Source organism: Actinospineispora acaciae DSM 45401 (assembly GCF_000620785.1).
Classification (GTDB): Bacteria; Actinomycetota; Actinomycetes; order Mycobacteriales; family Pseudonocardiaceae; genus Pseudonocardia; species Pseudonocardia acaciae.
In genome coordinates, this window is the sequence record NZ_JIAI01000001.1 from 382,821 (window position 1) to 394,181 (window position 11,361).

The window sequence follows — 11,361 nt, forward strand, 5'->3', positions numbered from 1 at the left end:
ACGCTTGTAAACTAGCCGCGACAAGTATGTTGTGCGGGCGAGTATCTTGGCTGCACATGTATCTCGTCTGGACGAGATAGTAGGGATGGCGTGGTCCGATGGCAAGCGATGGCAGGGCACGGCTGCTGAAGGTGATCGACTCCGCGCTGCGGCGGCAGGTCGCGGTGGGTGCGCTGTCGCGCTACCAGCACGCCAGGGACTGCGCGGAGCTGACGCTGAACACCTGCGAGGGGGTGTTCCTGCACCTGCTGGAGCTGCACGGGCCGCTCGCGCCCGGGCGGCTGGGGCAGCTGGCGGGGGTGAGCTCGGGCACCGTGACCGGCGTGCTCGACCGGCTGGAACGGGCCGGCCAGGTGCGGCGCGACCGCGCGGCCAGGGACCGACGCGCGGTCATCGTGTCGCTCTGCGTGGAGCCGTACCCGATCCACGGCGCGGCCGAGCGGACGCGCACGGCCGACGTCGTCGCGAGGTACTCCGATGACCAGCTCGAACTGATCGCCGACTTCCTGACGCGCCTGACCGAGAACGCCTCGGGGCTGCGGCCGTGCCCGGGCGACGGCAAGGAACAGCGATGAGGCGGACGGCGGTCGAGGCGAAACGGTGGCCGGCGGGGTGCGGGGGCCGCGCGTGCATGGTGGCGGTGCACGGCGGGCCGACCGGCCGGCCACCGGTGCGAACGGTTCGGCCCGCACGGCGTAACGATCGAGGTCAGGGCCGGTCGGGGCCGTCGGTAGGGGGAGAGGGGAGCCTCGATCGGGGTTGGGGCGGCGACCGTCTCCAGCTTACTTGACATAATGTAGATTATCGGCTCGAACCAGACCGGCCTGGGGAGACCCGCTGAAATCGCTCGAGAGCGGGGCGGGGTAGTGAGGAGCCCGCCAGGAGCGTCGGCATGCCCGGGTAGTACGACCGTGCCCGGCGCGAGCCCGCCTGTGGATGCATCGCGTCGTCGCATGCGCGTCGGCCGTGCGCATGGTTGGCCGTTGTGTGCGGCCCGAGCCTCAGCGCCCGCCATGGGCGTACGTCATCAATACCTTCATTTATCCGGATTGTTGACTAAAACTACCCCTGCAAGATCGTTTTAAAGAAAGTAAGACAACACCGGTGGAAGTAATATCCGCTTGAAATATGCAATCGTGAATAGACCGAGCGCTCGTTCGGTTTGCCGTTCCGTGGAGCGAAACAGGGGTGTGCAATGTTGTCCACAAGCCCTGTGGACGGTTTGTATATGACCGACACCCCTCCCGAACCGGATTAGGTCAATCGCGTTTACCATCACGCCACCCGTCCGTGTTTCAAACTCTCTTAACCTACTTAGGCATGCCATACCGTGGATACCGCTCGGGATGCCGGTTTCTATCACCGGGTCGAAACGGGACGAGGACCGGCCGTGTATACACCTCTCCCCCTCGTCCCCCGGCCGAGCGATCGTTCTTGATCGGTCGTGCCTGTACCGATCGAGTTCGAGCGGTCTAGGGTGTGCGGTCATGTTCGCTGCTGAACGGCGTCAGCTCGTCCTCGAACTGGTCCGCAACCAAGGTGCCGTGTCGCTGCGCGAGCTCGCCGCCGCCGTACGCGCCAGCGACGTCACCGTGCGCCGCGACCTGCGCTACCTGGAGTCGGCCGGCCTGCTGAGCCGCCGCCACGGCGGTGCGGTGGCCGCGACCGGGCCGGCCGGCGCGTCCCACGAGCCCACCTACACCGAGAAGACCCGGCAGGCCGCCGAGGAGAAGGCGGCGATCGCGGCGGCGGCCGTGGAGCTGGTCTCGGACGGCGACGCGGTGGTGCTCGGTGCCGGCACCACCACCCAGGCACTGGCCCGGCGGCTGGCCTCGTTCGCCGAGCTGACAGTCGTCACCAACTCGCTGCTGGTGGCGCAGGCGCTGGCCAGGTCGCGGCACATCGAGGTGGTGCTCGCCGGTGGCGCGCTGCGCGGGTCGATACTGGCCACGATCGGGCCGGCCGCCGAGCAGATGCTCGCCGGCATGAGAGTGACCACCGCGTTCATTTCGGGCAACGGCCTGACCGCCGCGCGTGGTCTGTCCACTCCCAACATCTCGGTGGCCAGCATGGACCGCGCGCTGGTGTCCACGGCGGCCAGGGTCGCGGTGCTGGCCGACCGCACCAAGATAGGCGTCGAGGCCGTGGTCCAGACGGTGCCGGCCGAGCGCATCGACCATCTCTACACCGACGACGGCGCGGACGCCGACGAGCTGGCCCGGCTGACCGAGCTCGGCGTGCACGTGCATGTGGCGCCGCCGCTGGGCGACCGAACGCCCGATCAGTCGATGAGCGAGGCGGACCAGGCCGTTTGACCGAGGCCTGCAACGTTGTGACCGATACGCTCGAATCACCGATCGATTCTGTTCACTTTCCGATCCGTGATTGACGACATCGGTCCGGGTCGGTCACAGTGTGGCGCGCGGCCGTCCGCGTAGGGGGTCGAAATTCTTCGAGGAGGTCCTCCCATGGTCCGCACTGTCGCGGTTCGTCGGGCAGCGGTTCGTCGGGCAGTGTTTTGTCGGACAGCTGTGTTGTCCGCCCTGGTCCCGCTGGTCCTCGCCGGCTGTGCCAACCCGCAGGGCGGGGGCACCGGCGGGGCGCCCTCCTCCGGCGCCGGCCAGCAGCAGATCAAGGGCACCGAGTCGGCCGGCCCCGGCTGTACCCGGCAGGCCTACGGCGTCGCGCCCGGCGAGCTGACCAAGCTGAAGATTGGTTTCTCCCAGTCGGAGAAGGAAGCCAACCCGTTCCGCATCACCGAGACCCAGTCGCTCAAGGACGAGGCGGCCAAGCGCGGCATCACCCTGGAGACCACCAACGCCCAGTCGCAGTTGCCCAAGCAGATCGCCGATATACAGTCCCTGCTCAGCCAGGGCGTGCAGGCGCTGGTCGTCGCGCCGCTGAACTCCACCGGGCTCGAACCCGCGCTGGCCGCCGCGCGCGCCAAGGGCGTGCCGGTGATCGCCATCGACCGCGCGCTGGCCACCGCGGCGGTCTGCAAGGACTATTTGACGACGATCGTGTCGGATTTCGTCGACCAGGGAAAGCGCGCCGGCGAGGCGATGGCCAAGGCGACCGGCGGCAACGCGAACGTGGCGATCCTGCTGGGCACCTCGGGTAACAACGTGACTACCGAGCGTACGCAGGGTTTCAAGGACTACATCACCTCCAACTCCCCCGGCCTCAAGGTCGTCGCCGAGCAGACCGGCGAGTTCCAGCGGGAGAAGGGCAAGACCGTCACCGAGCAGCTCATCCAGGCCAACCCCGGCATCAACGCGATCTACGCGGAGAACGACGAGATGGCGCTGGGTGCGGTGGTCGCGCTCAAGGCGGCCGGCAAGAAGCCCGGCCAGGACGTCAAGATCGTGACCGTGGACGGCACCCGGGAGGCGGTGCAGGGCGTGGCGAACGGCGAGATCGCCGGCGTCATCGAGAGCAACCCGCGCTTCGGCCCGATCGTGTTCGACGCCCTGCAGCGCTTCTACACCGACAACCCGGTCCCCCAGAAGATCATCATCTCGGACCACGCCTACGACTCGAGCAACGCCCAGCAGGGTCTGCAGACCGCCTACTGATGCCCGAGCCCAGCCCAGCGGCCGAGCCCGTGCTCACGGCCGGCGAGTCCGTGCTCGCGGCCGGCGGCCTCGGCAAGTCCTTCGGTGGCGTGGTCGCGCTGCGCGGTGTCGACTTCGGCGTGCGGGCCGGTGAGGTGCACGCGCTGGTCGGTGAGAACGGCGCCGGCAAGTCCACCCTGATCAAGCTGCTCACCGGGGTGTACCGGCCGGACACCGGCGAGATCCGCTACGCCGGGCGCCCGGTGCGGTTCGCGGCGCCGATCGACGCCCAGCGGGCCGGCATCGCCACCATCTACCAGGAGGTCAACCTGGTCGGCAGCATGAGCGTGGCGGCCAACCTGTTCCTCGGCCGCGAGCCGCGCCGGGCCGGGCTGGTGGACCGGCGCTCGATGCACCGGCGGGCGCGGGAGCTGCTGGGCGGCCTGGGCATCCGGGTCGACCCCCGCCGCCGGCTCGGCTCGCTGGGCCTGGGAACCCAGCAGATGGTGGCGCTGGCCAGGGCTGTGTCCTCGGACGCCCGCGTGGTCATCATGGACGAGCCGACCTCCTCGCTGGAGCCGCGCGAGGTGGCCACCCTGTTCGACACCGTCCGCGGCCTGCGCGAACGCGGCATCGCGATCGTGTTCGTGAGCCACCGGCTGGCCGAGCTGTACGAGCTGTGCGAGACGGTCACCGTGTTGCGCGACGGGGCCGTGGTACACAGTGGGCCGCTGGCCGGGCTGAGCAGGCTGGAGCTGGTCTCGGCCATGCTCGGCCGCGATCCGGCGAGCGTTCGTGAGGGCGGCACCACCGCGTTCACCACCGACCACGGTGCCGAGGACGGTGCCGAGGAGCCGGTGCTGCGCGCCCGGGGCCTGCGCCGGCGCGGGGTGCTCGCCGGGGTGGACGTCGACGTGCACGCCGGCGAGGTGGTGGGCCTGGCCGGGCTGCTCGGCTCCGGGCGCAGCGAGACGATGACCGCGCTGGCCGGAGTGGCCCCGCACGACGGCGGCGCCGTCACCGTCGACGGCCGCCCGCTGCGCTCCGGCGCGGCCGCCGCGATCCGGGCCGGGCTGGTGCTCGTGCCCGAGGACCGCAAGGCGGAGGGGATCGTCCCCAACCTCTCGGTGCGGGAGAACATCCTGCTCGCCGCGCTCCCCCGGCTGTCCAGGTTCGGCATCGTCTCCCCCGCCCGCCAGGACCGGGTGGTGCGCACGTTCATGGACCGGCTGCGGATCAAGGCCGCCGGCCCGGACCAGCCGGTCTCCGAGCTGTCCGGCGGGAACCAGCAGAAGGTCATGCTGGCCCGCTGGCTGGCGATGAGCCCGCGCGTGCTGCTGCTCGACGAGCCCACCCGGGGCATCGACGTCGGGGCGAAGGCCGAGGTGCAGATGTTGATCGACGAGCTGGCCCGCGACGGGCTGGGCATCGTGCTGGTGTCCTCCGACCTGGAGGAGCTGGTCGAGGGCGCGCAGCGGGTGGTGGTGCTGCGCGACGGCGCCTCGGTCGCGGAGCTGTCCGGCGCCGAGGTGAGCGTGTCGGGCGTGATGGCGGCGATCGCGCACGAGGCGACCGGTGGATAGCTCGCTGAACGCGACCCCGCCGGCGCGGCTGGCCGGCATGGACCGCGCCAGGGCACTCGGGCTGGCCCGCGACTACGGCGTGTACGTCGCGCTGGCCGCGCTGGTGCTGTTCAACCTGGCGTTCACCCCGCACTTCGCCACCCTGGAAAACCTGCGCACCCAGCTCGTCCAGGTCTCCCCCGTGTTGATCATCGCGCTGGGCATGGCGCTGGTCATCGGCACCGAGGGCATCGACCTGTCCGTCGGGTCGGTGATGGCGCTGGCCGCCGCCGTCCTCCCGCTGTACCTGGGCTACGGGGTGGGTGGCGGCCTGGTCGCGGCGCTGGTGATCGGCGCGGCGGCCGGGCTGCTCAACGGCGGCCTGGTGGCCTTCGTCGGGGTGCAGCCGATCGTGGCCACGCTGGCGCTGCTGGTCGGCGGCCGGGGGCTGGCGCTGGTCATCGCGCAGGGCCGCTCCACTCCGATCACCGAGCCCGGGCTGCTCGAGCTCGGCGGCGGCTCCACGCTGTCCGTGCCGAACGTCGTGCTCGCCGCGTTCGCGCTGGTCGTGGTCGTCGCCCTGCTGGTCGGCCGGACCACGTTCGGGCGCCGGCTGGTGGCCATCGGCGGCAACCGGACGGCCGCCGAGTTCGCCGGGCTGCCGGTCACCCGGGTGCTGCTGGTGGTCTACCTCCTTTCCGGGCTGCTCGCCGCGTTCGCCGGCGTGCTCGCCACCGGGCAGCTCACCGCGTCCGACCCGTCCAACATCGGGCTGCTCATCGAGCTGTCCGCGATCACGGCGGTGGTGGTCGGCGGCACCCCGCTGACCGGCGGCCGGATCAGGGTCGTCGGCACGGTGGCCGGCGCGATCCTGATGCAGCTGATCATCGCCACGCTGATCAGGAACAACGTGCCGTCCTCGGTGGCCCAGATGTCCCAGGCGGCGATCATCGTCGCGGCGGTCGCGGTGCAGCGCGCGCAGGCGGTGACCAGGTGAGCACCCTGATCGACCATGCGGTGGCCCCCGACGAGGCCCGGCGGGGCGACCGGATCAGCACCTTCTTACAGCGCCGGGGCGCGCTGGTGGTGCTGGCCGCCGTGCTCGCCGTCGGCGGGCTGACCTTCGACACCTTCCTGACCAGGGAGAACCTCGGCTACCTTGCGCTGCAGGCGGCGTTCCCGGCGCTGGTCGCCCTCGGCATGACGTTCGTGATCATCACCGGCGGCATCGACCTGTCGGTGGGCTCGGTGTTCGCGCTCGGCGGCGTGCTGGCCGCGTACGCGTCGCGCTGGGGCCTGCTGCCGGCGTTCGCGGTGCCGCTCGCGGTGGGCGCGGTGATCGGCGCGGTGCACGGCGTGCTGATCACCCGGTTCCGGCTGGCGCCGTTCATCGCCACCCTGGCCGGCCTGCTGTTCGCCCGCGGCCTGCTGCTGTTCCTCACCGACGAGGGCGCGGACACCTACCTGGTGCCGCCCGGCTCGGCGTTCCTCTGGTGGGGCCAGGGGCGGCTGCTCGGGCTCGCGGTGCCGACCTGGATCGCTGTCGTGCTGTTCGCGGCGGGCGGGCTGATGCTCGGGCGGACCGGGTTCGGCCAGCGGCTGTTCGCGATCGGCGGCTCGGAGTCGGCGGCCACCCTGATGGGCCTGCCGGTGGCGCGCACCAAGGTCGCCGTCTACGTGCTCTCCGGCGTGCTCGCCTCGCTCGCGGGCACGCTGGCCGCCGCCCAGGCCGCGTCCGGGGTGACCATCGTCGGGGTCGGCGCCGAGCTGGACGCGATCGCCGCCGTGGTCATCGGCGGCACCCTGCTGGCCGGCGGGTCGGGCTCGGTGCTGGGCACGGCGGCCGGCGTCGCGCTGCTCGCGGTGATCCAGAACCTGATCAACCACATTCCCGGGCTGGAGAACTCGTCCATCCAGACGGTGGTCTCCGGCGGGTTCCTGGTGGTCGTGATCGTGACGCAGGCGTTGCTGTCACGCCGCCGCCGGTAAGCGGCCGCGGCGCGACAGCCTTCTTCGAACTTCAGCCGTTCGTGGGCGGCCGCTCGACCAGCTGGGCCAGGAACAGCTGCTCGCCGAGCTTGTCCATCAGCTCCAGGTTGGTCTCGAGGTAGTCGATGTGCTCCTCCTCGTCGGCCAGGATCTTCTCGAACAGGTTGGCGCTGGTGATGTCGCCCTTCTCCCGGCACATCGCGATGCCGGGCTTCAGCCGTTCCACCACCTCCAGCTCGATCGCGAGGTCCGAGGTGAACTGCTCGCGGATCGTCTGCCCGACCCGCAGCGAGAACAGCCGCTGGTAGTTCGGCAGTCCCTCCAGGAACAGGATGCGGTCGGTGATCTTCTCCGCGTGTTGCATCTCCTCGATGGACTCGCGGCGGGTGTGCTCGGCGAGCTCGGTGAAACCCCAGTTGGCCTGCATCTTGGAGTGCAGGAAGTACTGGTTGATCGCGGTCAGCTCGCTGGTCAGCTGTTCGTTGAGCAGCGCAATGACCTCGTCATCGCCACGCATGGCTGGCTCTCCCCCTTGTCGATCTTTCTGAACAACGGGGCGACCATACACGTGACTCTGCGTATTAGGACACGATCACGGGGAGTTAGGAAAGCTTGTGGGAACGTAAGGGAAGCGAACGATAACCGGTTCAGGCGGACTGTGGGAGGGCGTGCAACCCGGGCGCGTCCAAGGCTTCCGCATCCATCAAGATCATTTCAATGTGCTCGTGGCATCCGCCGCACCCGGTGCCGGCCAGTGACCGTTCCCCGACCTCGTCGACGGTCCGGGCACCGGCGCGAACGCACGCACGGACCTCCCGCTCCGTGACCGCCGTGCACATGCAGACGAACAACCGCTCGACCCCTTGTTGATGTTTGGTGAGGCAAGCCTAAGGAAAGCATGCGTAACCCGCCACCCGCAAGAGCCCCGGCGGATTGGGCAGACTGAACACACCGTGCCGACGTGAAAACCGACGGGAAGGGGAGAGGCGTGCCGCTGGACGAGTACCGGCGCAAGCGCGACCCGCGGCGCACCCCCGAGCCCGTGCCGGCCGAGGATCCCGAGGCCGCGAGCGGCGCCGCCGGGACCGTGTTCGTGATCCAGGAACACCATGCCAGGAGCCTGCACTGGGACCTGCGGCTGGAGCGCGACGGCGTGCTGGCGTCGTGGGCGGTGCCGAAGGGGCTGCCGCCCGACCCGGGCACCATCCGGCTGGCGGTGCGCACCGAGGACCATCCGATGGAGTACGCCGAGTTCTCCGGCGAGATCCCGGCCGGTGAGTACGGCGCCGGCCGGATGACGATCTGGGACCGGGGCCACTACGACACGCTCAAGTGGAACGACGCCGAGGTGCAGTTCGTGCTGCACGGCCAGCGGGCGCGCGGGCGCTACATCCTGCTGCGCCGGGGGCGCGGACCCAACGAGTGGCTGCTGCGCCGGGGTGATCCGCCCTCGGACGCCGACTGGCAGCCGCTCCCCCGCGAGCTCTCCCCCATGCTCGCCACACCGGGCACGTTGCCGGCCGACGACGACGGCTGGTGCTTCGAGGTGCGGTTCGGCGGCACCCGGGTGCTGGCCAGGATCGAGGGCGGGCGCGTCGAGCTGCTCGAACCGGACGGCGCGCCGCTGCCCGACCGGCATCCCGAGCTGGCCGGGCTGGGCGGCGTCCTGGGCGCCACCTCGGTGCTGCTGGACGGCGAGATCGGCGGCACTCCCCCGGGCCTGTGGATCACCGACCTGCTGCACCTGGACGGCCGGGACCGCCTGGAGCTGCCGTACCGGGAGCGGCGCGCGCTGGCCGAGTCGCTGCCGCTGACCGGCCCGCACTGGCGGCTGGTGCCCTCCTACCCCGGGGGCGGGGCCGCCGTGCTCGCGGCGGCCGCCGAGCAGGGGCTGCCGTCGGTGGTGGCCAAGCGCGCCGACTCGCCGTACCGGCCGGGACAGCGGGGGCCGGACTGGATCGAGATCGCCACCGGGGCGAGCCCGCCCGAGCCGGCGCCGTCGCGACAGCCGCCCGCGCCGTCGCGGCGGGCGGAGTCGCGCACGGTCTCCAGCGTCGAGGTGGCCGGGCGCCGGGTCCGGCTGGCCAACCCGGACAAGGTGATCTACCCGCTGGTCGGGTTCCGCAAGCGCGACGTGATGGACTACTACCTGGCGGTCGCCGAGGTGATGCTGCCGCACCTGGCCAACCGTGCGGTCACCATGCGCCGCTGGCCGGACGGGGTGGACTCGCCGTCCTTCTTCGAGAAGAACGTGTCGCGGCACGTGCCGAACTGGGTGCGCACCGTCCGGCTGGCCAGCCCGGGCAGCTCGACCGGCGCCGACGCGCTGGACTACCCGTTGATCGACGACGCGGCCGGGCTCGCCTGGGCTGCCAACCTGGCGGCCCTGGAGCTGCACGTGCCGCAGTGGACGGTCGGCGCGCGGGGCGCCCGGCACGCCCCCGACCTGCTGGTGTTCGACCTCGACCCGGGCGAGGGCGCGACCATCGTGGACTGCGCGCGGGTGGCCGAGCGGGTGGCGGCCGTGCTCGGCGAGGACGGCCTGCCTGCCTACCCGCGCACCAGCGGTGGGAAGGGCATGCAGCTCTACAGCCCGGTCCGGGTCACCAGCCCCGAGCGGACCGGGGAGTACGCGCGGGCCGTCGCCGAGCGGCTGGCCGCCGAGGACCCCGGCCGGGTGATCGCCGTGATGGCCCGCCAGCGCCGCCGGGGCAAGGTGTTCATCGACTGGAGCCAGAACAACCCGGCCAAGACCACCGTCGCCAGCTACTCGCTGCGCGGGCGCCACCGTCCGACCGTGGCCACCCCGCTGACCTGGGACGAGGTCCGTGCCTGCCGGCGGCCCGAGGACCTGGCGTTCACCGCCGGCGAGCTGCCGGACCGGCTGGCCGAACACGGCGACCTGCTCGAACCGCTGCTCGCCGAGGGCCACCGGCTGCCGTCGCGCCGGTCCTGACGGGTTCGATCAGGTTCGATCACAATCGATCAGGCTGTCGCCGCGCGGAGCACGTCGCGCAGGGCGACCGTCTCGGACAGGTTGTCCACCCGGTCGCAGCCCATCCACTCCGCCCAGACGTACTCGCAGGCCAGGTACCCCGTGTACGCGGACGACCGCAGCGCGGCGACCTGGCGGGCGAAGTCGATGGTGTTGTCCCGCATGCCGGCCTGCAGGACGCCGGGCGCCGCGCCCCGGCACTGGACGTGGCGGGCGTGCCGGACCAGCGGTTCGATCTCCTCGTCGGGGAAGCCGGCCACCGTGAAGTGCCCGTAGTCCAGGGTCAGGCGCAGGCCGGGCACCCGTTCCAGCAGGTCCAGGGTGCGCGCGGGGGTGTCGGTCACCGAGCCGTGGTGCGGCTCGACGGACAGTTGCAGCCCGGCGTCCTCGGCGAGGCGGACCCGGCGGCGCAGCTCGGCGGCGGAGCGCTCCAGGGCTCGTTCCGGCGAGTCGCCGTCGTGCACGGTGCCGGGCAGGATCGTCACGCCGGGGCTGCCGAGTCGGGCGGCGAGCTGGAGCGCCCGGGTGAAGTACGGGCGGCCGCGGTCCACCTCGGCGGGGTCGGGGTGGTTGACCGACATGGTGACGAAGTCGGGCGCCTGGTAGAAGACGTCGGCCACCGCCAGCCCGCGCGCCTCGCAGCGCTCCGAGACGCGCCCCGCCCACAGGTCGACGTCGGCGCCCACCTCCTCCGGGCGCAGCCGCGAGCGGCCCCACATGTAGCCGATGTCCACCGCGTCGAACCCCAGCCCGGCGACGATGTCCAGCGCCAGCCGGTGCGGGACCGCCGGCCACGTGTAGTCCGCGCAGGACAGCGTCATCGTCACCGTGACTCCCTCGGCGTGTGCTTGCGGGCTGGAAACCTTTCCAGTCAAGCTTAGCCGTCGGTCATGACCGCGTCGACAAGGAGGCACCTGGTGCGCCGGTACTGCTTCACCTTCACGATCATTCCGGGCCGGGAGGCCGAGTACGACCGCCGGCACCGCGAGGTCTGGCCGGAGCTCGTCGCCGCGCTGCGCGCCAACGGGGTCTCGAACTACTCCATCTTCCGGCGGGACCGGCTGGTCATCGGCTATGCGGAGTGCGAGCCCGACGGTCCGACGGCGTTCGGCGCGGTGGGAGACACGGAGGTCAACCGCCGGTGGGCCGAGTGGTTCGGCGACGTGCTGGTCGAGCTGGCGGACGGGACGGGCGGCCCGGCCGCCTGTGCCGAGGTCTGGCACCTGCCGTAATGACGTCCTCGCTGGCGCCGGCCGGCGGT

At 71.3% G+C, this 11,361-nt stretch carries 11 protein-coding genes; 8 read left to right on the plus strand and 3 right to left on the minus strand.

Annotation, left to right across the window (positions count from 1 at the left end; translation table 11 throughout):
- Positions 1 to 98 precede the first annotated feature (98 nt).
- The 6 genes from N912_RS48895 (at position 99) to N912_RS0101950 (ending at position 7,105) form a co-directional block, all read left to right on the plus strand.
- The gene (locus N912_RS48895; protein ID WP_051579454.1) at positions 99 to 575 is read left to right on the plus strand and encodes a MarR family transcriptional regulator; all 477 of its coding nucleotides are present in this window, start codon (positions 99 to 101) and stop codon (positions 573 to 575) included.
- A gap of 912 nt (positions 576 to 1,487) precedes the next feature.
- Positions 1,488 to 2,315 carry a DeoR/GlpR family DNA-binding transcription regulator gene (locus tag N912_RS48900; RefSeq protein WP_051579455.1) on the plus strand — a complete coding sequence of 276 codons (828 nt, stop codon included), beginning with the start codon at positions 1,488 to 1,490 and terminating at the stop codon, positions 2,313 to 2,315.
- 216 nt (positions 2,316 to 2,531) lie between these two features.
- Positions 2,532 to 3,575, plus strand: coding sequence for an ABC transporter substrate-binding protein (locus N912_RS0101935; protein WP_425415261.1), 1,044 nt, complete (start codon positions 2,532 to 2,534; stop codon positions 3,573 to 3,575).
- Entirely contained in the window at positions 3,575 to 5,137 is a 1,563-nt protein-coding gene (locus tag N912_RS0101940) for a sugar ABC transporter ATP-binding protein (RefSeq protein WP_037062650.1), read from the plus strand. Before N912_RS0101935 ends, N912_RS0101940 begins: the two co-directional genes overlap by 1 nt.
- Entirely contained in the window at positions 5,130 to 6,113 is a 984-nt protein-coding gene (locus N912_RS0101945) for an ABC transporter permease (RefSeq protein ID WP_028921095.1), read from the plus strand. Before N912_RS0101940 ends, N912_RS0101945 begins: the two co-directional genes overlap by 8 nt.
- 5 nt (positions 6,114 to 6,118) lie before the next feature.
- The gene (locus N912_RS0101950; RefSeq protein WP_245645217.1) at positions 6,119 to 7,105 is read left to right on the plus strand and encodes an ABC transporter permease; all 987 of its coding nucleotides are present in this window, start codon (positions 6,119 to 6,121) and stop codon (positions 7,103 to 7,105) included.
- A 31-nt stretch (positions 7,106 to 7,136) separates the two neighbouring features.
- Here the strand turns inward: N912_RS0101950 and bfr are convergent, their stop codons facing one another.
- Complete coding sequence (gene bfr / locus N912_RS0101955) at positions 7,137 to 7,622, minus strand: bacterioferritin (protein ID WP_028921097.1); 486 nt, start codon at positions 7,620 to 7,622, stop codon at positions 7,137 to 7,139.
- 130 nt (positions 7,623 to 7,752) lie between these two features.
- Positions 7,753 to 7,944, minus strand: coding sequence for a (2Fe-2S)-binding protein (locus tag N912_RS0101960; protein ID WP_245645152.1), 192 nt, complete (start codon positions 7,942 to 7,944; stop codon positions 7,753 to 7,755).
- Positions 7,945 to 8,066: 122 nt separating this feature from the next.
- Here N912_RS0101960 and ligD point away from each other — a divergent pair, with 122 nt between their 5' ends.
- Positions 8,067 to 10,061 carry a non-homologous end-joining DNA ligase gene (ligD, locus tag N912_RS66725; RefSeq protein WP_156993102.1) on the plus strand — a complete coding sequence of 665 codons (1,995 nt, stop codon included), beginning with the start codon at positions 8,067 to 8,069 and terminating at the stop codon, positions 10,059 to 10,061.
- A 29-nt stretch (positions 10,062 to 10,090) separates the two neighbouring features.
- Here the strand turns inward: ligD and N912_RS48915 are convergent, their stop codons facing one another.
- The gene (locus N912_RS48915; RefSeq protein WP_051579456.1) at positions 10,091 to 10,921 is read right to left on the minus strand and encodes a sugar phosphate isomerase/epimerase family protein; all 831 of its coding nucleotides are present in this window, start codon (positions 10,919 to 10,921) and stop codon (positions 10,091 to 10,093) included.
- A 69-nt stretch (positions 10,922 to 10,990) separates the two neighbouring features.
- Between N912_RS48915 and N912_RS48920 the strand changes: the two genes are divergently transcribed.
- Positions 10,991 to 11,332, plus strand: a complete 342-nt coding sequence (locus N912_RS48920; protein WP_064745132.1) for an L-rhamnose mutarotase — start codon at positions 10,991 to 10,993, stop codon at positions 11,330 to 11,332.
- Positions 11,333 to 11,361: the final 29 nt, after the last annotated feature.

Excerpts from the sequence above, each read along its gene's own strand:
- N912_RS48915 (WP_051579456.1), bottom strand. The coding sequence starts at position 10,921 with ATGACGCTGTCCTGCGCGGACTACACGTGGCCGGCGGTCCCGCACCGG.
- N912_RS0101960 (WP_245645152.1), bottom strand. The coding sequence starts at position 7,944 with ATGTGCACGGCGGTCACGGAGCGGGAGGTCCGTGCGTGCGTTCGCGCC.
- N912_RS48920 (WP_064745132.1), top strand. The coding sequence starts at position 10,991 with ATGACCGCGTCGACAAGGAGGCACCTGGTGCGCCGGTACTGCTTCACC.
- bfr (WP_028921097.1), bottom strand. The coding sequence starts at position 7,622 with ATGCGTGGCGATGACGAGGTCATTGCGCTGCTCAACGAACAGCTGACC.
- N912_RS48895 (WP_051579454.1), top strand. The coding sequence starts at position 99 with ATGGCAAGCGATGGCAGGGCACGGCTGCTGAAGGTGATCGACTCCGCG.
- N912_RS48900 (WP_051579455.1), top strand. The coding sequence starts at position 1,488 with ATGTTCGCTGCTGAACGGCGTCAGCTCGTCCTCGAACTGGTCCGCAAC.
- N912_RS0101940 (WP_037062650.1), top strand. The coding sequence starts at position 3,575 with ATGCCCGAGCCCAGCCCAGCGGCCGAGCCCGTGCTCACGGCCGGCGAG.